Genomic DNA, 21,345 nt, shown 5'->3' with positions numbered 1-21,345 from the left:
AGGTGTAGCCATGAGGATCTGTTTTATTGCAGAAGGATGTTATCCCTACGTGGTTGGCGGAGTGTCCGGCTGGGTCCACAGTATGATCCGGACCTTCCCGGATCAGGAGTTTATCCTGCTTACCATCATAGCGAATCGGGAGCTGAGTGGAAGATTTGCCTATGAGCTGCCGGAGAATGTGACAGAGGTTCATGAACTGTATCTGGAAGATGTGGACTGGGGCAGTGTAAATAAGAGACATAAGACCCGGATGGACAAGAAGGATTATCATGCATTGCGGAGCCTGCTCATGAACCATGAAGTAGAGTGGGATGTGATGTTTGATTTTTTCCGGGACAACAATGTATCGATCAATCACCTTTTGATGGGAGAGGATTTTTATCATGCGGTACTGGATTGTTATAACCTGAAGTACCCGGATATCGTATTTTCGGATTTCCTGTGGACGATGAGGTCCATGTATCTTCCACTGTTCCTGGCAATGTCTATGGAAATTCCACAGGCAGATGTGTATCATGCGGTATCAACCGGATATGCGGGAATCCTGGGCTGCATGGGCAAGCACTTTCATGGAGGGCAGCTGATCCTGTCAGAGCATGGAATCTATACCCGGGAGAGAGAGGAAGAGCTGATCAAGGCAGAGTGGGTACAACGTCTCTATAAGAGAATATGGATCCAGCAGTTCAAAAAGATGTCCCAGGTTGCCTATGACAAGGCAGACGTGGTGACCAGCCTGTATCAGCATGCGAGAGAGCTTCAGATCGAGCTGGGATGCCCGGTGAAAAAGACGATGGTCACACCCAATGGAATTGACTATAAGAGGCTGGAGAATCTGCCTGGAATACGACCGGAACAGGAAGGGTATATCCATATAGGTGCAGTACTTCGTGTAACGCCGATCAAAGATGTGAAAACGTTGATCCAGGCCTTCGCTTATGCCAGGAGACGATGTCCAAAGCTGAAGCTGTGGATCATGGGACCATATGATGAAGAGCCGGAGTATGCAGCGGAATGCTTTAAGATGGTGGAGATGATGGAGATCCCGGATGTGGAATTTACAGGGAGGATCCAGGTCACAGATTATCTGGGGTGGATGGATATGACCATTCTTACCAGTATCAGTGAAGGGCAGCCTCTTACGATTCTGGAAAGCTTTGCAGCACATGTTCCGGTCATCGCAACAGATGTGGGAAACTGCAGGGGGCTTCTGTATGGAGAGGATGACGACTTTGGAGAGGCCGGAATCCTGACTCATATTATGAATGTGGAGGAGATCGCCAGTGCCATGGTGTATCTGGCAGAGAATCCGGAAGTACGTAAGAAGATGGCAGAGGTCGGCTATCGGCGCCTCCTGAGAAAATATAAGATTGAAGATATGAAAAAAACATATGCGAACATTTACCGGGAAGCAGCAAAGAGGAGAAGAACATGGCTGGAATTGGTGTAAAGCTTACAAATATCTACCATAAGAATACGATTACCACCAATGTGATAGGTTTTTTCTACAGCACAGTTGTAACGATTGCACCGGTTCTTGTTGTCATCATCAATCTGATGCTGATGCAGAGAGTGTTAAAATTCAATACAGTACGTTTTATAGACCGGGAACTTTTTTCCTGCACAGTACTGTATGTGTTCATCTTTTCACTGCTGACGACTTCACCATTCAATGCGGTACTGTCCCGCTACATGTCGGATGTGATCTTTGAGGAACGGTATGAGGACGTGCAGCCATGTCACAGAGTTGGCCTGCTGACCAATATCTGCTTCAGCTGTCTGTTCGCGATCCCGTTCTGCTTCTGGGAGCATCTGGTGGGCGGGGTGCCGATCTACTATGTGTTTACCGGATATTGCTGTTTTGTCAGCCTGGTTACCGTATTTTACAATATGCTGTATCTGTCCATATGTAAGGAATATCAATTGATCTCCTTCTATTTCCTGATAGGAATGGTAACATCCTTTTTACTTTCGGTCTTTCTTCGTTATGTGTGTAAGGTCAGCATCACATACAGTATGCTTCTGTCTCTGACAGTGGGATTTTTCCTTACGGCCGTGCTGGAATGGGCAAAGATTCATCAGTTTTTCCCAGATAACAGCGAGGAGTATAAAAGGGTATTTTCATATTTTCGGAAATACTGGCATCTGATCCTGATTAATTTTCTTTATACACTGGGATTGTTTGTACATAATTTTGTGTTCTGGGGGACGGATATGGCTATGCATCTGGTTCGCACCTTTGTGTGTAACCAGCCGTATGACATGGCAACCTGTCTTGCGATGTTTACCAACATATCGGCAAGCGTGATCTTCATCTCCAGGGTGGAAATGTATTTTCATGAACGTTATCGGGCTTATTCCGATGCTGTGTTTGGCGGAAGAGGCATCGATATTCGAAATACAAGAAAAAGGATGTTCCGGCAGCTTGGAAGTGAGCTCATGACACTGGTACGTCTGCAGTTTATCGTGTCAGTGGTCATTTACCTGATTTTTGTGATTTTTCTCCCGGGTAAAGGGTATGCCGGTCTGGTCATGCGGATTTATCCGATGGTGGCAGCCGGATATTTTGTCCTGTTTCTGATGTATTCGGAGATTATCTTTCTGTACTATTTTGAAGACCTGAAGGGTGCACTGCTCACGGCCATAAGCTTTTGCGCGGGAACATTTCTTGCAAGCCTGGTGGCTGTTCATCTAATCTCTATATTCTATGGAATCGGAGTCTGGGTCGGATCAATGATCGGATTTACCGTGGCCTATATGAGGCTTCAGTGGATGGAGAAAAATCTGGATGAGCATATATTCTGCAGAGGAAATATTATGAAGCAGGCAAAGGGAATCAAACCCTCTCCGAAAGTTTTTGATCTCAGAGAGCAGAAAAAATCGGAGGTAAGTCTGGAAACAGAGATATAAGAGACAAAGGGGAAAAGAAAGATATGAGGAAGAGGATATTATTTGTTATCAATACACTGGGATATGGCGGTGCCGAGCGTGCCATGCTGGATCTGCTGACTGTATTGGAACCGGAAAAATATGAGATTTCTTTGTTTGTCCTGACAGGTCAGGGAGAATTAATTCGTGAATTGCCGGAACATGTCCGGCTGCTCAATCAAAATTATAAAGAGGTATCCGTGCTTACAAAAGAAGGAAGAAAACTTCTCATGCGGAGTGTGCTGAGGGCTGGAATCGGGAAAGGGTTATTCCTGCGGCGTTTTCCCTATTTGCTGAAAAATTCCCTGACCATGCGAAGAAATGGGAAAATCCTGCCGGATAAGCTGTGCTGGCGTCTGCTTTCGGATGGTGCGCCGATCATAAAGAAAGAATATGATCTGGCAGTTGCCTATCTGGAAGGCGGAGCAACCTACTATGTGGCAGAACATGTAAATGCAAAGAAAAAAGCGGCATTAGTACATATCGATTACAAAAAAGCCGGATATGGAAGAGACTTGGATCTGGACTGTTACATGAAATTTAACAGGATTTTTACCGTATCTGACGAAGTGAAAGAGCATTTTCTTGAGGTGTATCCGGAATATGAAAAGAAAGTTTCCGTTTTTCACAATCTGGTGAATCAGGACAGGATCCGGAAGATGGCAGATCAGGGACAAGGTTTCAAAGATGATTTTGAAGGGTATCGGATTCTGACGATCGGAAGACTGACTTATCAGAAGCGGTATGATATTGCCATACAGGCGATGGCTTTACTGAAAGAAAAATGCAGCGTACCGGTAAGGTGGTATGTGCTTGGTGAGGGAGACCTTCGGAACAAACTTGAGCAGCAGATTCAAGATGCAGGTCTGGAAAATGATTTTATCCTGCTGGGAGTAAAAGAAAATCCGTTCCCTTACTACAAAAACTGTGATTTTTATGTGCATGCCACCGGATATGAAGGAAAGAGTATCGCCATACAGGAGGCGCAGACTCTTGGAAAACCAATCCTTGCCACGGATTGCAGTGGAAACAGGGAACAGATCGAGCAGGATGTGGATGGCCGGATGTGCTCGTTGGATCCTCAGAGCATAAGCAGAGAAATTCTTTGGATGATCGAGCATCCAAAGAGATGCAGGGCATATGGAGAACAGGCACAGAGAAGGATTATGTATAGTGCCAGGGGTTTGGATGAATTTAAAGCCTTGATAGGATAATTGAAAGATGAGGGCAAAAGATGAAAGTATTAGTCATAATACCAGCTTATAATGAAGATAAGAATCTGAAACAAGTCGTTGAGCATTTCAGGCAGGTATGTCCGCAGTTTGATTATGTGATTGTCAATGATGGCTCGACCGATCAGACAGAACAGATATGCAAAGAGAATCACTACCATTATATCAGTCTGCCGATTAATCTGGGATTGACCGGAGCCATGCAGGCTGGAATGAAATATGCCAGTCAAAAAGGGTATGACATGGCACTTCAGTTTGATGCTGATGGCCAGCATCGGCCGGAGTATATTCAGCCCATGGTGGACTGTATGGCGCGTGAGAAGTGCAATGTGGTCATTGCTTCCCGGTTTTATGGAGGCAAAATGCCGTTTCGGATTCGTACGTTAGGGGCGAAAATGATTACAGCAGCTATCTGGCTGACTACAGGAAAATATCTGTCGGATCCTACCAGTGGCATGCGGCTGTATGATAGACATATCATTGAACAGTTTGTAAAAGATGCAAACAATTCACCGGAACCGGATACTTTGTCCTATCTGATGCGGCTGGGAGCGGATATTCGGGAAATCAAGGTGGAAATGGGAGAGAGAACAGAAGGGAAGAGTTATCTCACACCGGTCAATGCATCCAAATATATGATCCATATGCTGATGTCCATCTGTGTATTCCAGTGGTTCAGGGACAGAAAGGTGGTGCTGTAGCATGGAGATTTTAAAATGGTCCTTTCGTATCCTGCTTCTTATTGGAAGTGTGGCTGTATTTACTGTTATTTCGCAATGCATACGAAAAAAGAAAATTCAAATGAGGGATGGCATATTCTGGATCGCTTTTAGCTTTTTGATGATTCTGATATCGGTTTTCCCGGTGCTTGCGGTATGGGCTGCAAAACTTATCGGTATACAGTCACCGTCAAATTGTGTGTTCCTAATTATCATATTTTTGCTGAGCTGTCATCAATTCTTCCTGACGATCAAGGTATCGCAGCTGGAGATGAAAAACAATAAGCTGACACAGGATATAGCCATTCAGAGGACACTGGAAAATAAGGAGGAAGACCAGTGAAAAAGAAAATCTGTTTTTTTTCAGGCGACATCACAAGAAGCGGCGGTACAGAACGTGTGGCTTCCCAGATAGCAAACGCACTGGTGAAGGAAGGCACTTATGAAATCTGTTTTTTAAGCCTGGTGGAGCAGGAAAAAGAACCGTTTTATCCAATAGACTCGGCGATTGAGCGAGATCAGCTTGGCAATCACTGGATCAACCCGGGACCGGGCTATCTGCCACTGATTAAGAGACTGGGGAAATTTCTGAAAGACAAACAGATCGATATTATCATAGATATTGACATTGTACTGGATGTGCTTGCAATACCGGCATCAAGGCGTTTGAAGACGAAGGTGGTGTCATGGGAGCATTTTAACTGTGAATTTGAACAGCAGGTTTTATATCGCAGACTGATATCAAAATTGACGGCACATTTTTCAGATTATGTTATTACACTCACAGAAGAAGACAAAGAAAATTATGGGAAGATTCTGGGGAGAAAAACGCGAATAAGTGCGATCTATAATATGGTTCCCAAAATGAAAAGAAATGAAAATGTGCAGCGCGAGAAATGGATCGTGACAGCAGGGAGACTGACATATCAAAAAGGAACAGAGTACCTGGCAAAAATAGCAGTTCCTGTTTTAAAAAAGCACAAGGATTGGAAATGGTTCGTTTTGGGAGATGGTGAAGAAAGAAATATTTTGGAACAGGCTATTTCAGAAAATAAGTTGGAAGATCAGTTGATACTAAAAGGAACAGTCGATTATGTAGAATGGTATCTGAATCGAACGAAATTATTTGTACTGACATCCAGATATGAAGGGTTTGGTATGTGTCTTGTGGAGGCAATGCAGATGCATGTACCCTGTGTCAGCTTTGATATAAAAATCGGACCGTCAGAGATCATAACCAACGATCAAAATGGAAAATTGATTCCCCCCTTTGAGTGGGAACAAATGGTGCGGGAAATTGATAATCTGATAGAAAATTCCGAAAGACTGGAAGAATTGTCAGCGAATACGATGATTGGGTTTGAACGGTATAGCGACGAGCATATTATAGAAAAATGGAAATGTATATTGAATAAATTGGCATAGCAAAGGAAGATACCATGGCAGAAGTAAGCATCATTGTACCGGTTTATCAGGTTGAAAAATATATCAGGCAGTGTGTAGACAGCATCTTGGCTCAGACATTTACAGATTTTGAACTGATCCTTGTAGATGATGGATCAAAGGATGGATCCGGGCAGATCTGTGATGAATATGCCGCTATGGACAGGCGGGTGAAGGTGATTCATAAAGAAAATGGTGGACTTTCTGATGCACGAAACAGAGGAATGGATCAGGCAGCTGGAAACTATTTTATGTTTATAGACAGCGACGATTATATTGCCCCAACTATGCTGGAATGCCTGTATAAAAATATTTTGATTGAAGATGCAGATCTTGCAATCTGCAATTTCCTTTATTTTTTTGAAAATGACAGAAAAAAAGATTTTTCTACCAGCATGAAATCAGAGGTTTTATGTGCGAAGGAAATATTTTACAACAGAAAGAATGAGCGATGTTATGGAATCTGGACGGTAGCCTGGAACAAATTGTATAAAAAAGAAACATTTGGTGAAGTAAGATTTCGTTTTGGTAAATATCATGAGGATGAGTTTTGGGCAAATGATATCTATCAGCTGGATATAAAGATCGTAACGATTCCAGAGTGTCTGTATTATTACAGACAGCGTGATAATAGTATCATGGGAAAGAAAAGTGCTGCGAGGAATCTTGATATTATCGAGGCATTGCAGGAAAGAATCTATATTTATTTAAAGAAACCGGAATATGCAGATCAGGCATATAAGGTTTTGGTTTTTTCTCTGGAATATCTGGAGGAAAGTAAAAGACTGAAAACGAATGAGGCTGAGGAAAAAAGGTTTATTCAGTCAGAAAATCGAACAAAGGACATTTTGAAACAATTGAGGAAAACAAAACTGCCGATAATGAAAGGGCTTTCTCTTGTGTTTATGGAAATAAATCCATGTCTTGTGTTTCGGGTGGGAATGAAATTCCGGGGATTGTTGGAGCGCTTTTTATAGAATAAGGATTAGGCAAGTGGAAACGGGAAGGAAAATTGCAATGTATAACATAGGAATCATCATGGGTGGAGTGATGCCTGTTCCGGCGGTATGCGGTGGAGCAATCGAAACGTTGATTACAAGTATTGTAAAAAAGTATTCAAAGAAAGATGGTCTTCGCCTGACAATTTTTTCTGTGTATCATAAAGAAGCTGTAGAAGCAGCAAAAAAGTATCCGGAAGTACGATTTGTGTGGACACATACAAATACATTCCAAAACCTGGCAAAGCATGCGGTATTTTTAGCAGTCAGAAAAATAACAGGAAAAACAATCCGGGCATTTCAAAGGCATTATAATGAAATTGCTCCTGTTATTCAAAATGAGAAATTTGACCTGTTGATTGTGGAAGGCGGAGATGAACAGGCGGTTATTGATATTGCAAAAGACTATCGAAGGGAACAGCTTGTTTTCCATGCCCATATACATTTTATTCCAAAGGAAGAAGTGGTTAAAGGCTTCGGTCATATGATTGGAGTAAGCGAGTTTGTTGTCAGGGAATATGAAAAGGCATGTAAGTATCCTGTAAATACACATGTATTAAAAAATGCAATTGATGTAGATAAATTTGATAGGACAATTTCAGAAGAAGAAAGAAAAAAAATCAGAAAGAAACTGGGTCTGCAGGAAGATGATTTTGTTGTTTTGTATGTGGGAAGATTGATTCAGGTAAAAGGAATATTGGAATTGATGCAGGCAGTTCTTTCAATAGATGATAAACATATAAAATTGCTCGGTGTTGGCAGTGCAAATTTTGGTAAATGGGCGTTTTCACCTTATGAAAAAAAAGTGAAGAGACTGTCTGAACAAAATAAAGACCGGATTATTTTTACCGGATATGTGGATAATGCGGAAGTGTATAAATATGCTGCAGTGGCTGATATACAGTGTGTCCCCTCATTGTGGGAAGAAGCAGCGGGATTAGTGGTTCTGGAAGCTATGGCAGAAGGAATTCCGACAATTGTGACAAATTCCGGTGGAATGGTGGAATATGTAAATGAGAATGCGACTTTAATTGTTGAAAGGGAAAATATTATAACGAATTTGAAAAGGGAAATTTGTTATTTGAAAGAACATCCGGGAGTGCGAAAACAGATGTCAGAAAATGCCAGAATGCAAAGTAAGAAATATGATGAAGCAATTTATTATAGGAATTTTGTGGAAGTGATTAATAAAATTATTGAACAAAATAGAGTGAAAAAAGAAGAGGAATGAAATGTCAAAAGTATCAGTGATTATGCCAGTCTATAATGCAGAAAAATATTTAAACGAAGCAATAGAATCTATATTAAAACAGACGTATACAGACTTTGAATTACTTCTGATAAATGATCAATCCACTGACAATAGTAAAGCAATATGTGAGGAATACAGTAAAAAGGATAATAGAATTATTTTATTAGAAAATAATTCTGAAATTCATGGGCCTGGACCGACAAGAAATATCGGATTGGATAATGTAACAGGAGAATTTATTTATTTTATGGATGCAGATGATTGGATTGATGAATGTCTTTTAAAATGTGCAGTAAAACGGATGCAAGAAACAAATGCTGATATTGTACAATTTGGAGTGATATATGAACGAAATGATGGAAAGGCTTCTGGACAATATTTCTGGAGAGGTAAGAAATTACTCACAAAAGAGGAGATAAAAAAAGATTTTCTTAATATTTGGAAAGAAAACAGGAATTCTTTGTGGATTTATTTGTTCCGGCGAGAAAAAGTAAAATCAATAAGATTTGAAAATATAATAATAGGCGAAGATATCAGTTATATAATGGATGCATTATGCAATGCTGAAAAAATAGCGTACATAGCAGAATCATTATATCATTATCGTTATGTTGAAGGTTCTACAAGTCATCGGTGGGTAAAAAAAACGATAGAGTGCCGTGAGATCATTTGGAATCATCAAAGAATGTTTTTGGATTCATTTCAGGGGAACATTGATAAATTGGCATATGCTGAAGTTGCATATGATAATTATATATGGGCGATTTATCAATTGAGTTCAAATTTATGTACACTGTCCTATGGAGATAAAAAAAGAGAATTGTTAAAATTGGAAAAAAAAATGGAATTTTATGAATATAGGGACATGTATCCATTAGAGTTGCAACATGGCATTCAGAAGCTGAAATATATATTGGTAAAATATCATTTGGAAGGGATATTATTATTGTTTGGGCCTGTATTTTTAAGGATAGTCAGAGGAGAGTAGGTTTGTGCACGAAAGAATAAGTGAAAAGAATAAGGCAGGAATTGTTACTTTATATCACGCAAACTATAATTTTGGCGGTTTATTGCAGGCGTATGCATTGCCACAAGTATTAAAAGAATATTTTGGGATAGAAGCGGAACAAATTGACTATGTACCTGCTGAACAAAAGGCAGAAATAAAACGACACAGCAAGAACAAAAATATATTATTGTATTTATATCAAATGGTATATAATTTTGGAATTGTTTTTTTTGGAATATGCAATAAAAAGAATTTGACTCAAAGAAAAAAAGCATTTGATAATTTTATGAATGAAATTCCTCACAGTGAGATGGCATTTGAGTATGATTCTATATATAAGAGTCTGGGGCAGTATAGATTATTTATATGTGGTGGAGATCAAATCTGGAATGATTGTAAGGAGAAGCAGAACTTAATAGTATATACATTGCAGTTTGTTCCTTCTTGTGTAAAAAAAATAGCGTATGCCCCAAGCATGGCAGTATTAGAGACATCGTCAGATTTCAGAAAAATCATGAGTAACGGTATAAATCAGTTAGATGCTGTATCTGTACGCGAAAAAAAATCAGTATCAATCCTAAAAATGTTAACAAATAAAAAAATGGATGTTGTCGTAGATCCTGTATTGTTATTGACAAAGAACGAATGGGCAGATGTGGCAAGAACGCCCGAAAAGAAAGAAAAGTACATTTTATGTTATTTGTTGGGAGATAGTATGGAGTATCGCAAAGCAACAAAAAAATTTGCTCAGAAGATACATTTATCTATTTTGACATTTCCACATATTTTTTTAAATGTTGTTCGTAAATGCGATCTGTTTTTCGGAGATATTCATGATTACACATCAGGCCCACGTGAATTTATTGGATTAATTAAAAATGCAGAGTTTGTAATCACAGATTCTTTTCATGCCTGTGTGTTTTCTATGATTTTTCAAAAACCATTTGTTGTTTTTGAACGTAATAAAATTGGTGAAAAGGGGAATATGAACAGTCGGATCTATGATTTCCTGGAAGAATATCATCTGGAGAATCAGTTAGTTACGGAAAGAGAATTAGAGGATATGAATAAAATTCCTGAAATAGATTTTACTTATGCTCATAAGCATTGGGAGAAGAGAAGGAAAGAGTCTTTGGAATATTTGGGAAATGCACTGAAGAACGATTAGAACGGAGTCAATTGTGAAGAATCAATTAAAAGCAGGTGTTGTATTATCATATATATCAACTGTAATTGCAATCGCAATACAGCTTATATATATGCCGGTTATGATCCGACTTCTTGGAAAAAGTGAATATGGATTATATTCGTTAGTGTCCAGTGTGGTTAGCTATTTGAGTTTGTTCAGTTTGGGATTTACAGGAGCGTACGTACGTTTTTTTGCAAAATCCTGTAATAATAAAGAAAAACTGGCCTCCTTAAATGGAATGTTTTTAACTCTTTTTAGTATTTTGGCGGCATTGGCAGCCATTTGTGGATTTATATTAAGCTTTTTCCCGGAACAGATTTTTGGCTCAAAATTGTCAGATTTGGAATTGGCGAAAGCCAGAATATTAATGATCATTTTGGTGATTAATATAGCAATTTCATTAATCAGCGGTATGTTTGATTCTATTATAGGAGCATATGAACAGTTTATTTTTCAGCGTATTGCAGGGTTGATTTCTTCCATTGTAAATCCGTTTATATGTCTCCCTTTACTCTTATTGGGACATGGAAGTGTAATGCTTGTGGTGGTTACAACATTAATCACATTTGTACGATTCGTAGTAAATGTATGGTTTTGTATCTATAAAATAAAGATTCCTGTTTCCTTTCATGGATTTCAATGGAGTTTGTTAAAAGAAATAACGGTATTTAGTTCTTTTTTGTTGATCAATATGATTATCGATCAGATTAACTGGAATGTAGACAAGCTGATACTTGGTCATACAAGTGGCACAGAAGAAATTGCGGTATATGGCGTTGCATCACAGTTTAATAGCTTGTTTATGACATTTTCAACAACGATATCCTCTGTATTTTCTCCCAGGGTAAATCGTATTGCAGTACAAAAAGGCAAAGATTATCAGACGGAGTTTACGGAATTAATGGCTAAAATCGGAAGAATACAGTGGCTGATTCTCGGATTATTGACGGGTGGTTTTATCGTATTTGGCCGATATTTTATTGTACATATTTATGCAGGAGAAGGATATGAAGATGCATATACAGCTGCATTATATTTGGTTATACCGATATTGATACCTCTGATCCAGAATATAGGAATCGAAATGCAGAGGGCATTGAATAAGCATCAATTCAGATCGATTATTTATCTGGTAATAGCAATAAGTAATGTTGGAATTAGTATACCATTGGCAGGTAAATGGGGAGCCATTGGTGCTGCAATGGGAACTGCACTTAGCTTGCTGATAGGAAATGGATTGATTATGAATATATTTTATCACAAGGTATTACATATCAACATGAAATATTTCTGGAAGGAAATATTAAAAACGTGGAAAGGATTTATGATTCCTGCAATTCTGGCTGTATTTATAACGTGGTTTGTAGATTTTAAAAATATCAAAATATTTTTAATAAGTGTAGTGGCTTTTATTGTTGTTTATTGTGTTTCTATATTTATTTTTAGCTGTAATGAAGAGGAAAAAAATTTGTTACCTGGAATGATAAGAAGGAAAAGGAAATGGTAAATAAAAAAGAATGTTGCGGCTGCACAGCATGCCTGCATGTATGTCCGGCGAAATGCATCGTAATGCAGGAAGATGAAGAAGGATTTCTTTATCCGATTATTGATAAAGAGAAATGTATTCAGTGCCATAGATGTGAAACTGTATGTCCTGTTCGACATACAGATAATTTAAATACGAAAACAGAGACATATGTTGGTTATAGCAGAGATGAAGAAATCAGAAAGCAAAGTTCAAGCGGAGGAATATTTTCTGTTATTGCAGAATGGATTTTACAGCAAAGAGGAGTGGTTTTTGGCGCTGCGTTTGATGAAAATTTTGAAGTGCATCATATTGCAATAGAAACCAAAAAGGAATTGGTAAAATTACGTGGAAGTAAATATGTTCAAAGCCGATTGGAAAATGTTTATCCAGAAGTAAAGCAATATTTGGAGAAAAAACGTAAAGTTTTATTTACAGGGACGGCTTGCCAGATTGCGGGATTAAAGAAATATCTGAATAAAGAATACGAAAATTTATATACCGTAGATGTTCTGTGCCATGGGGTGCCATCACCAAAACTCTGGAGAATGTACTTAGAAGAAATAAAAAAGCGGAATAATGCTTCAATTGAAAAAGTTGAATTTCGCAATAAGGAGAATGGATGGAAAAACTATTTGGTAAATATAGAATTATCTAATATGGAAAAATATTGTGTACATTATTTTGAAGATAAATATATGAGAATGTTTTTGGAAAATATTGATTTGCGCCAATCTTGTTATGAGTGTCATTGTAAAGGTCTGCCCAGAATATCCGATATGACAATAGGGGATAGTTGGGGAATAGAAAAATATATGCCGGATATGGATGATGATAAAGGAACTTCTGTTATTTTAGTACATTCACCGAATGGTGCGAGTATGTTTGAATTAATCAGAAAAAAACTTGTTGTGAGGGAAGCAATTTTGGATGAGGTATTACCGCCAACGGCTGACTCAAGAAGATCCGTAGAAATGCATCCAAACAGAAAAAAATATTTGGAAGGTGTTAAAAGAGGAGAAAGCATTGATCTTTTGTATGGATATCTTCAAAAGACATTTATACAGAAAGTAGTAAGTTTGATGCGGTGTATATTGATAAGAATTAATCCAAAGTATAAGGAATAGGTAAAAGAGGAAATGGGAGATAATAGAGAAATGATTATGCAGAAAAAGATTCTCGCATAAGAGTATTCCCTTATTTGGAGAAAAGATCATAAGATTTTTATCCCCGATGGCATTTGGAGTTTATTTGATACATACGCACCCACTGGTCTTCTCCTATTTGATAAAAGACAGGTTTGCCGTATTTGTTACATATCCATGGATGCTTGAAATATCGGCGATACTTGGGACGGCGGTCTGCATTAATCTTATTTGTTATGTAATTGATTTTATGAGGTTACAGATTTTTAAAAGGTTACATATTCGGCAAAAATTAGATTTATTTGAAGAACGTATGAAAACAAAAATACTTAGATAAATGGAGAGTGATTGTTATGGGAATTAAAACAAGTAGTGCGAGATTATTGGCTTATTTAAAACGCGAAGGAAAAAGTGATCTGCGTTCTGTTTGCATGTTAGAGGCAGACAGGAACTATGTCTGACAAAACGACAGATTAGAGCACTTTGCAATGATTATAAGGATGTTCTCCAGGGGGATTTTCAGCAGGAGACTTTTAGTGAAGGTTTTTTAAAAGCACTTGGAGCAGAGCAGATTCATTCCCTGGATGCTTCAGATTTTGAAGGAGCAGATATAATTTGTGATCTTAACAAGCCTATTCCGGAAGAATACAGAAATAAGTTTAGCTGCATCATTGATGGCGGTACAACGGAGCATGTCTTTTCGTTTGATCAGGCCATGGAAAATGTGATTGACCTGCTTGAAGTGGGTGGATACTATATTGGAATGATTCCGTCGAATAACTGGAATGGACATGGGCTGTATCAGCTTTCCCCCATGTTGTATATGCAGTTATTCTGTGAAAACAATGGGATGAAACTGGAGCATCTTTATCATTGTAATGCTTTTCCTTCCCGAACAATACATGAAATTCAGAAGCGTGACATTACGAATCGTACAGAATTGAATGGTTTTGCGCCTGCTGAACTGTACATTGTTGCAAAAAAGATAAAAGACAGATGTGGAACACTCGTTTTACAACAGGGTGATTATGAACAAAAGTGGTCTGGGAATAATCAGGAAAACAGCTTTGTAAAAAAATTAAAAGAAAATTTGCCATGGGAAGTGCAGTGTGTGTTGAAACATTATGGACTTATGTGGCAGTCGAGAAAAATTCTTAAAAAGTTGAAATTATAATAAATCAAATACAACAGTGAAAGATAAGAAGGTTACAATGACATCGCTTTCAACATTCAACAAAACTGAATATCAACTCCTCCAATATCTCAGCCTGTGTCTGGGGCAATCCGACAAAACTCATCCCATTCCACCCCTGACTGCGAATGAGTGGGAGCAGTTACTTGCCCTGGCAGACCGTCACGAGGTCCGGGCATTTCTTGAGCCTGTATGAGATAATTGGTGCCTGACAGTGCGCCCTGCAAGGGCTTGAAATAATACAGGTGGAAATTCTGTCTGGAAAGGAATTAACCACTCTTGCATGGCTGTCTGGACATTCCGGATGATTTTAACCCATACGTCAGTGATGACAGGGGATCATCGGTTCGAGGAGGTTTTGTCTGATAAAGGCGGCACGGAAGGAGCTGTGATCAAAACAATGTGAATTGTTTTAACTTTATTATTTGCAAACTATTGAAGGCGCAGCTCTGTTTTACTACTTTTATACCTTATCGTGAATTTGAAAATGTGTTGGGTGTAGTCGGTATTGATCAATATACTCGTTATGGCGGTACGATGAGTTTAGGCGGCAAGCATTGCAATAAAGATTCCGCAATTTTCGCCAACAAGAAAAGTACGTTATCTATAGAGGTGCTACCGCTGAGCTGAAAGATGTGGTGGAAGAGATTACGGAAAATGTGCAATATTTGAATGTGGAAGAGTATCTAAAGAAGTTGTAATGGAAACACATAAAATGGAAAGAATAATCAATAAAACTGAATACACCCTTCTCCAATTTCTCAGCCTGAGTCTGCATCAACCTGACAGAACTGACTTCAATCCACCTCTGACGGCGAATGAATGGCAGCAGTTACTGGCTCTTGCAGACCGTCACGAGGTTCTGTCATTGCTCAGCAATGTATTGGAACCGGACAAGTTTCCGGAAGAGCAGTGGCTGATCTTACAGGCTAAAACAGCGAGAACGGTACATAAGGCAATCCAATTACAGGTATTGAATGCAAGACTCACTGCCTTTTTAGAAAAAGAGGGTATTACAGCGGTTACCTTGAAGGGCTGTACCGTTGCGAGGTTTTATCCGATCCCGGAGTTTCGAAAGACAACAGATATTGATCTGTTTGTGGCTGATAAGGCAGATGCGAAGCGGGCTGTACAGATTCTGGGAGCCAATGGATTTCACCCTTCCGGAGAATGGCATGCCAATCATCATATTATTTTGAATTCTGTGAAGAAAGAAGTGGTGGAACTTCATACAACATGGGCTGATGATTTTAAGGAAAAGCATTTGAATCAATTTCTGAAAGAGCTGCAGAAGGAAAGCGGTCAGTATTGTCATCTGATAGATTTTCAGGGATTAAAAGTCTATGCATATGAAACGGCATGGCAGGGGTTTTATCTGATGATACATATGCTGCAGCATTTTGTGGGTAGTGGTTTTGGTCTTAGAAATCTGTGTGACTGGGTTGTTCTGTGGGAGAATTGCGATGACAGTAAAGCACGGGAAGATTTCTGGAAAATCGTCTGTGAAAGCGGTACCGCAGAATTTGCAAAAGCGGTGACAGCCATTTGTGTAAGTTATCTCGGGCTGTCACAGGAGAAAAGTCCGGTTCCGTCTGAAAATACTGTAGAGCAGGAGGTAATGGATGCCTTTCTCAGAGATATCTTAGATGCCGGTGAATTTGGATACAGTGAAGCAGAACGTATGGTGGGCATGGATGGAGATTCATGGACAGCATATGTGAGAGAATTTCACCACCAGATGCATATTAATTTTCCAAAAGCGGGAAAGATAATATTCTTCTGGCCGGTTCTGTGGATTGCAACATTGGTTCGTTTCCTGAGAAATAATAAGAGACTGAATCGTGCCCCGGTATCTGCGATTATGAAAAAAGCCGGTAAACGAGGGCAGCTGGTCAACCGCCTTACTACGAAGAAATAATAAAAAGCGGCAGCCGGATTATTTCTCCAGCTGCCCTATCAGATAGCCCTCATCTGTAACTTTATTTGTATTGCCCAATAAAATCATCTGTCCGCTCGTTTCATCTTTTACAGAAAAATAGATTTGATAGCTGCCGCGTTCCAGCTCTTGTACAGGGAGTTTCACTGAGAAAGATTTTTTTTGTCCGTTGCCAAGTTTTCGCAGATCAGCATCGAAAGGAACGATGGTACATGTTCCGGTCTCTGTATTTTTGAGTAAAATAGAAGTCTGGAATGGTTTCAGTGTGTTGGAAAATCCATTGTTCTGTAAGGTGAGAGTGAGGGTTAATTCGGGTTTTATCCAGCCGGATTTTTTGATTTTGCAGGTACGGATCAGATAACGATATCCGAGATGTGCCTGCACATAGCTGTATCCATCACATCCGTAGAAGGCATCATTTCCTGTCCAGACAGTGTTGCGCCATTTTTCCAGAACGCGGCTGTCGTAGTCGGCATTCAGGTAAGAAACATGCATAGCCCGAAGAGCGGAAACGGAAGTTTCAAGATCGCTGAGGTTATTATTATAGATAACCTCCCCGCCATTTGGAACATAGCTGCATAAATTATTTTGAAATTCCAGCTCTTCTTTTCTTGTACCCTGATAAGAAGGGGAGGTGGCATCGCGTCTTGCCGTATTTCCGTAGGTGCCAAGATCGGATTCGGAACCGAGCATTCCATCATTGAAAAGACCAAGTCTTCCTATCAGAGAATTATCCGCTCCAAATGCCGGGAATTTTTGGGGAAGATCGTACAGGTTATTGATCATCCGCCATTGAGCCGGTGTGCGGACGGAAAGGTAGATGGAAGGGTCAATGGTATCATGCAAATGTTGGATAAGAGTTTTGACAGAACTGTCATCCATAAAGTGAGAATGATGCATCTCTCCCCAATTTCCTATGAAAATTCCCTGCATGACATAGATGGAGTCGCAATGTCGGTTGATCAGTGTACTGATCTGATCCATATGTGTCAGGATAAGATCCAGTGACTCCGGCTCTGTTGCCAGTGCCAGCCCATCCCAGTCATAAAGAAAACGGAGAATCAGTTTGGTGTTGGCCGGAGACTGTGACCAGGAAGTTAAAATGTTATCCAGCTGTGTCAGTCCGGTTTCACTGATTTCGGTTGTGCGGTAATTTTTCAGATTGATTTCCACCAGTGCCAGAGAATCCGTGTAGGAATCCGTCTGGTAAGAAAAATTATCTGTCGGGATATAATCATCTGATAAAGTATAACCGATCATATGATAAAATCCCTGATAGGGATTGGAAAGAATCTCTGTGCTTTCTGAAAAAGGTTCTGTCGTATAGGTGATGCGGTTTGAACAAACAATCATCCGACAGAGAAGAATAATTCCCAGTAAAACACAGACAGGTATCAATAATCGGAAAGGAAAGCCATCCGGAAATTTCATTATTTATGCTCCAAACTCATACATTTTTCAGGTTGCTGCTTTAATCATAAACTTTGTTATATTGAAAGTCAAGGAATGGATAGAGGACGGTCCAGTGCCAGATAGATATACTTTGATTTAGGGCAGATGCAGATGTATGTTCATTATTATGAACGAGAGCTTATGAATGAGGGAGATAATCCACCGATTGGTATTGTATTATGTGCGGACAAAAGTGAGTCTGTGGTCAAATATACGTTGCCAGAAAATGAAACACGGTATGGTGGGGGAAGAGAATATTGACGATGAGAAAGAAGAGTAGATTTTGTATCAAGGTGATGCAAAATTAATGGTATTATATTTTGTGGGAAACGGGTTGAACAAGCGGTATTAGTACTGTATAGATATTGCCAATTTTTTCGTGATTATGTGGGGATATGATTTAAATTTGTACTCACGTGGAGACGGTAGTATTGATGTCAAGGGTAGAGGCCAAAGCATTACAGATGGAACGGCATATTTGCCTTCTGAGCAACCTCATTCATCAATAGTAGAAATTAACAAGGATTATTTGATGAGTTTAGTGCGGAATTTATTTCCCGGCCGCAAGAATATTCAGTATCGTAATACGTAAAATAGGGGGAGTGGTGATTCAGTGACTATAGTAGAGTTTGAAAAAGTACTTCAAAAGGGAGAATCCATTGACACAGAATTCAAATCTTGGGTAAAAGCTTCCAGCATGAAGGAACGTGTTGCGTTAGCGGTAGATGAACTTATTGCGTTTGCTAATAGCAAAGGCGGAACTGTTTATTTTGGTGTGGAAGATAATGGAGAAGTCACTGGATGCACAGGTAATTATGATTTACAGAATATTGTGGAAGCTATATATGATAAAACAAGACCGCCTTTATTTACAGAAGCTGGGGAGTTTGAATATAAGGGTAAGACAGTGATCACTTTGTCTGTTGGTAAGTGCTTCAAAAGAAGGCGTAGTGCATAACAGAAGTTTTTTTGTTATACTCACTACAGATTCATTTGAAGCACTTTTTATTTCGTATTTTAAGCCTGCAGGTATCCGGTAGCTCTGGCGACCACGGCAGGTACCGATCTATGATTTCCGGATGCTCCAGGTGATGATTGTTTGGCATTTCTGTGAGCAGATATTTCAGGTATTCGTATACGTCCAGGTTATTGGCACGTGCGCTCTCTACCAGTGTATACAATACTCCATTTGCAAAAGCACCCTTCGGAGTATCTGCAAACAGCCATGCACGTCTTGCTGTTGCAAATGGCTTTATGTTTGCCTCACAAAGATTATTAGAGATTGGCAGCCTGCCATCTTCCATAAAAGTTTCAAGATATTTTTTCTGGTTTGTGGCGTAATGAAGTGCCTTGGTCAGGTTTTCATTTGTCGTATACAGGCCAGAGGTCTTTTCCAGCCACGCCCAAAAGGCATCAAGGATGGGGCGTGATGCATCCTGACGCTTCTTTTTTCGTTCTTCTATTGGCAGGTCTTTGATCTGTGCCTCTACTCGGAATAGAAGATCGATATAACCGACCGCTTCGGCACCTTTTGAACCTGGGATTGCTTTCCCTTTCCTATCTAACGGGATACTGTCCAGGAACTTTCGGCGCACGTGCGACCAGCAAAGGGAACGGGTGATGTTTTCAACCTTCTCGTAGCCACTGTAGGCATCTGTTACAAGATATCCCGAGAATCTTTTCAGAAGATCCTTTGCAACGTCTCCGTTACGCGTACGGGAATAATAGAAGAATGCCGCTCTGACCTCTTCGTCTGCCGCACTCCGGATCACCCACATGAAAGACTGGCTGCTGGCTTTTTTTCCGTCTTCCTTGTTACACTGGATACGCGTTTCATCCATATGCAGGATTGCACACTCCATCAGCCTTGCATGGATCGCCCAGTAGACCGGCTCCAGCCATTCCTGGCTGCAGCGGATGATCCAGCGTGCCATGTTTCCCCTTGGGAGTACCAGGCCTAGCCGGTGCCAGTCATTTTCCTGACGGGCAAGCGGAAGTCCCAAGGCAAATTTCTGGTACATGATCTGTGCCACAAGAGATGGCGTGGAAATGGAATGGGGAAGCAGCGGAGCCGGTACGGCTGCTTTCTGCATATGGCAGTTCGGATGCTCACTTCCTTCTGTCCCACAGCTTACACATTTTACCACCTGACGGATGATCTGCTTTACGGTCACTTTGGCCGGCTGAAACTCCACTTCTGTGCGGACAACTTCCCTTCCTACCACTTTCAGTTCACTTCCACAAATGCTGCAGGTCTCGTCAGCCGGAAGGATGTATTCTTCAATTTCCTGTGGAAGTCCTTCCAGCATCTCTGCACGTACTCCAGGTTTCCTTGGTGTACGGGTATGGGGTTTTACAGAGATCTTCTGCCTCTGTGTTTCCAGTTCTTCTGCTAATTCCTGCGCGGTTTCAAACAGAGACAGCTGTCCTTCTAACTGGCTGGACGCTTCTGTAGAGGACCCGAACAGCTTTTTGCGAGCATGCAGGAGTGCCTGGATCATATTTTCAATCTGGATATTCTGTTTTTCCATCTTCTCATTTTTTCTTCTATGATCCGGTCCTTTTCTTCAAGCTGCTGTTTCTGTTTTGCAGCAAGTTCCCGAAGCATAAGCAGTTCCTCATGCTCTGTCATGTATAGGATCTCCTTGTTTTTTACTGCTTATATTTTACCATTTTTCCTGTATTTTTGCCACTGAAAAAGGTGTAAAATGCGCAGAAAAATGCCGAATTTAAAGGCTTTTCCGCATATTTTACAGTCCTTTTTTCCTGCTTTAAAAACAGGTGCCCTGTGCACGGATCTTCACAGGATGATGGGCTTTTTTCTGCTCGATCTCCAGTCCCTGAAGCAGCCATTCTACCTGTTGAAAAGAGATCTCTTTTACTTCATCCGGTGTCCGCGGCCATTGGAACTTCATGTGGTCCAGCAGCTTCTTGGTTGCCAGTACAAAGCCGTTCCGGTCGTATCTCAGTACTTTTATGGAATCTCTTTTTTTATTGCAAAAGATAAAAACCAGGTCTCCCTGATATGGATCAAGTTGAAACTGTGTGCTGACTGCAGCGACTAACCCCGGGATCTGTTTACGGAAATCTGTACTGCCACATGCCAGAAAGATCCGGCTGGCCCCTTCCGCCATACGCCTCATCATAATTTTTTCATTACCTGCATCAGCTTTAATAAGGTATCCGGATGAAACCCATCCGGGATGTATAGTTTCATTCCCTGAAAATATATCATTGCTAACTTCCCATGTTTTTCCTACTCAAACCAAAACACGCCATCAATCACATGCTGTGAATGATGGCGCTAACTGTTTATGCACTCTCAAGA

19 protein-coding genes and 1 pseudogene are annotated in these 21,345 nt (G+C 40.1%); 16 read left to right on the top strand and 4 right to left on the bottom strand.

Annotated features, from left to right (window positions below; translation table 11 throughout):
- Window positions 1–10 precede the first annotated feature (10 nt).
- The 14 genes from pelF to ACTNDS_RS12950 all read left to right on the top strand — a co-directional run bounded on the left by pelF (window position 11) and on the right by ACTNDS_RS12950 (window position 16,547).
- Complete coding sequence (pelF, locus tag ACTNDS_RS13015; protein WP_441036228.1) at window positions 11–1,447, top strand: GT4 family glycosyltransferase PelF; 1,437 nt, start codon at window positions 11–13, stop codon at window positions 1,445–1,447.
- Window positions 1,429–2,907 (top strand): exopolysaccharide Pel transporter PelG, encoded by a 1,479-nt coding sequence (pelG, locus tag ACTNDS_RS13010; RefSeq protein ID WP_441036226.1) that lies wholly within the window; start codon window positions 1,429–1,431, stop codon window positions 2,905–2,907. Before pelF ends, pelG begins: the two co-directional genes overlap by 19 nt.
- 23 nt (window positions 2,908–2,930) lie before the next feature.
- On the top strand, window positions 2,931–4,139 hold the full coding sequence (locus tag ACTNDS_RS13005) for a glycosyltransferase (RefSeq protein ID WP_441036225.1): 1,209 nt from the start codon (window positions 2,931–2,933) through the stop codon (window positions 4,137–4,139).
- A 20-nt stretch (window positions 4,140–4,159) separates the two neighbouring features.
- Window positions 4,160–4,858, top strand: coding sequence for a glycosyltransferase family 2 protein (locus ACTNDS_RS13000; RefSeq protein ID WP_441036223.1), 699 nt, complete (start codon window positions 4,160–4,162; stop codon window positions 4,856–4,858).
- 1 nt (window position 4,859) lies between these two features.
- The gene (locus ACTNDS_RS12995) at window positions 4,860–5,219 is read left to right on the top strand and encodes a DUF2304 domain-containing protein (RefSeq protein WP_441036221.1); all 360 of its coding nucleotides are present in this window, start codon (window positions 4,860–4,862) and stop codon (window positions 5,217–5,219) included.
- Complete coding sequence (locus ACTNDS_RS12990) at window positions 5,216–6,301, top strand: glycosyltransferase family 4 protein (protein WP_441036220.1); 1,086 nt, start codon at window positions 5,216–5,218, stop codon at window positions 6,299–6,301. Before ACTNDS_RS12995 ends, ACTNDS_RS12990 begins: the two co-directional genes overlap by 4 nt.
- 14 nt (window positions 6,302–6,315) lie before the next feature.
- A complete protein-coding gene (locus ACTNDS_RS12985; RefSeq protein ID WP_441036218.1) occupies window positions 6,316–7,296 on the top strand; it encodes a glycosyltransferase family 2 protein in 981 nt (326 codons plus the stop codon).
- Window positions 7,297–7,336: 40 nt separating this feature from the next.
- A complete protein-coding gene (locus ACTNDS_RS12980; protein WP_441036216.1) occupies window positions 7,337–8,548 on the top strand; it encodes a glycosyltransferase family 4 protein in 1,212 nt (403 codons plus the stop codon).
- A gap of 1 nt (window position 8,549) precedes the next feature.
- Window positions 8,550–9,557, top strand: coding sequence for a glycosyltransferase family 2 protein (locus ACTNDS_RS12975; protein ID WP_441036214.1), 1,008 nt, complete (start codon window positions 8,550–8,552; stop codon window positions 9,555–9,557).
- Window positions 9,558–9,561: 4 nt separating this feature from the next.
- The gene (locus ACTNDS_RS12970) at window positions 9,562–10,746 is read left to right on the top strand and encodes a polysaccharide pyruvyl transferase family protein (protein ID WP_441036212.1); all 1,185 of its coding nucleotides are present in this window, start codon (window positions 9,562–9,564) and stop codon (window positions 10,744–10,746) included.
- 13 nt (window positions 10,747–10,759) lie between these two features.
- Window positions 10,760–12,274, top strand: a complete 1,515-nt coding sequence (locus ACTNDS_RS12965; RefSeq protein WP_441036210.1) for a lipopolysaccharide biosynthesis protein — start codon at window positions 10,760–10,762, stop codon at window positions 12,272–12,274.
- On the top strand, window positions 12,268–13,419 hold the full coding sequence (locus ACTNDS_RS12960; protein WP_441036209.1) for a Coenzyme F420 hydrogenase/dehydrogenase, beta subunit C-terminal domain: 1,152 nt from the start codon (window positions 12,268–12,270) through the stop codon (window positions 13,417–13,419). Before ACTNDS_RS12965 ends, ACTNDS_RS12960 begins: the two co-directional genes overlap by 7 nt.
- 445 nt (window positions 13,420–13,864) lie before the next feature.
- Window positions 13,865–14,611 (top strand): hypothetical protein, encoded by a 747-nt coding sequence (locus ACTNDS_RS12955; protein WP_441036206.1) that lies wholly within the window; start codon window positions 13,865–13,867, stop codon window positions 14,609–14,611.
- Window positions 14,612–15,344: 733 nt separating this feature from the next.
- Window positions 15,345–16,547, top strand: a complete 1,203-nt coding sequence (locus tag ACTNDS_RS12950; RefSeq protein ID WP_441036204.1) for a nucleotidyltransferase domain-containing protein — start codon at window positions 15,345–15,347, stop codon at window positions 16,545–16,547.
- Window positions 16,548–16,565: 18 nt separating this feature from the next.
- Here the strand turns inward: ACTNDS_RS12950 and ACTNDS_RS12945 are convergent, their stop codons facing one another.
- A complete protein-coding gene (locus ACTNDS_RS12945; protein WP_441036202.1) occupies window positions 16,566–17,996 on the bottom strand; it encodes a DUF4832 domain-containing protein in 1,431 nt (476 codons plus the stop codon).
- Between the two features lie 114 nt (window positions 17,997–18,110).
- Here ACTNDS_RS12945 and ACTNDS_RS12940 point away from each other — a divergent pair.
- Window positions 18,111–18,254 (top strand): annotated as a pseudogene (locus ACTNDS_RS12940) (PDDEXK nuclease domain-containing protein); the annotation flags it as partial.
- 376 nt (window positions 18,255–18,630) lie between these two features.
- Entirely contained in the window at window positions 18,631–18,975 is a 345-nt protein-coding gene (locus ACTNDS_RS12935) for an AlbA family DNA-binding domain-containing protein (protein ID WP_441036200.1), read from the top strand.
- Window positions 18,976–19,006: 31 nt separating this feature from the next.
- Here ACTNDS_RS12935 and tnpC read toward each other — a convergent pair whose 3' ends face one another.
- From tnpC to tnpB, 3 genes are all read right to left on the bottom strand, one after another.
- Window positions 19,007–20,548 (bottom strand): IS66 family transposase, encoded by a 1,542-nt coding sequence (gene tnpC, locus ACTNDS_RS12930; RefSeq protein ID WP_441036199.1) that lies wholly within the window; start codon window positions 20,546–20,548, stop codon window positions 19,007–19,009.
- Complete coding sequence (locus ACTNDS_RS12925; protein ID WP_441036197.1) at window positions 20,515–20,649, bottom strand: hypothetical protein; 135 nt, start codon at window positions 20,647–20,649, stop codon at window positions 20,515–20,517. Before ACTNDS_RS12925 ends, tnpC begins: the two co-directional genes overlap by 34 nt.
- A gap of 139 nt (window positions 20,650–20,788) precedes the next feature.
- Complete coding sequence (gene tnpB / locus ACTNDS_RS12920; protein ID WP_441036195.1) at window positions 20,789–21,163, bottom strand: IS66 family insertion sequence element accessory protein TnpB; 375 nt, start codon at window positions 21,161–21,163, stop codon at window positions 20,789–20,791.
- Between the last annotated feature and the right edge of the window lie 182 nt (window positions 21,164–21,345).

This window comes from Blautia sp. HCP3S3_C12 (assembly GCF_052064155.1).
In the GTDB taxonomy this organism is placed as follows: domain Bacteria; phylum Bacillota; class Clostridia; order Lachnospirales; family Lachnospiraceae; genus Blautia_A.
This window is presented reverse-complemented; position numbering and strand designations above follow the sequence as displayed.

Bases quoted from the DNA above. Each gene is read 5' to 3' on its own strand.
- tnpC (WP_441036199.1), bottom strand. From the start codon at position 20,548: ATGGAAAAACAGAATATCCAGATTGAAAATATGATCCAGGCACTCCTG.
- ACTNDS_RS12985 (WP_441036218.1), top strand. From the start codon at position 6,316: ATGGCAGAAGTAAGCATCATTGTACCGGTTTATCAGGTTGAAAAATAT.
- ACTNDS_RS12950 (WP_441036204.1), top strand. From the start codon at position 15,345: ATGGAAAGAATAATCAATAAAACTGAATACACCCTTCTCCAATTTCTC.
- ACTNDS_RS12975 (WP_441036214.1), top strand. From the start codon at position 8,550: ATGTCAAAAGTATCAGTGATTATGCCAGTCTATAATGCAGAAAAATAT.
- tnpB (WP_441036195.1), bottom strand. From the start codon at position 21,163: ATGATGAGGCGTATGGCGGAAGGGGCCAGCCGGATCTTTCTGGCATGT.
- ACTNDS_RS12925 (WP_441036197.1), bottom strand. From the start codon at position 20,649: ATGACAGAGCATGAGGAACTGCTTATGCTTCGGGAACTTGCTGCAAAA.
- ACTNDS_RS12960 (WP_441036209.1), top strand. From the start codon at position 12,268: ATGGTAAATAAAAAAGAATGTTGCGGCTGCACAGCATGCCTGCATGTA.
- ACTNDS_RS13005 (WP_441036225.1), top strand. From the start codon at position 2,931: ATGAGGAAGAGGATATTATTTGTTATCAATACACTGGGATATGGCGGT.
- pelF (WP_441036228.1), top strand. From the start codon at position 11: ATGAGGATCTGTTTTATTGCAGAAGGATGTTATCCCTACGTGGTTGGC.
- ACTNDS_RS12980 (WP_441036216.1), top strand. From the start codon at position 7,337: ATGTATAACATAGGAATCATCATGGGTGGAGTGATGCCTGTTCCGGCG.
- ACTNDS_RS13000 (WP_441036223.1), top strand. From the start codon at position 4,160: ATGAAAGTATTAGTCATAATACCAGCTTATAATGAAGATAAGAATCTG.
- ACTNDS_RS12945 (WP_441036202.1), bottom strand. From the start codon at position 17,996: ATGAAATTTCCGGATGGCTTTCCTTTCCGATTATTGATACCTGTCTGT.
- pelG (WP_441036226.1), top strand. From the start codon at position 1,429: ATGGCTGGAATTGGTGTAAAGCTTACAAATATCTACCATAAGAATACG.
- ACTNDS_RS12995 (WP_441036221.1), top strand. From the start codon at position 4,860: ATGGAGATTTTAAAATGGTCCTTTCGTATCCTGCTTCTTATTGGAAGT.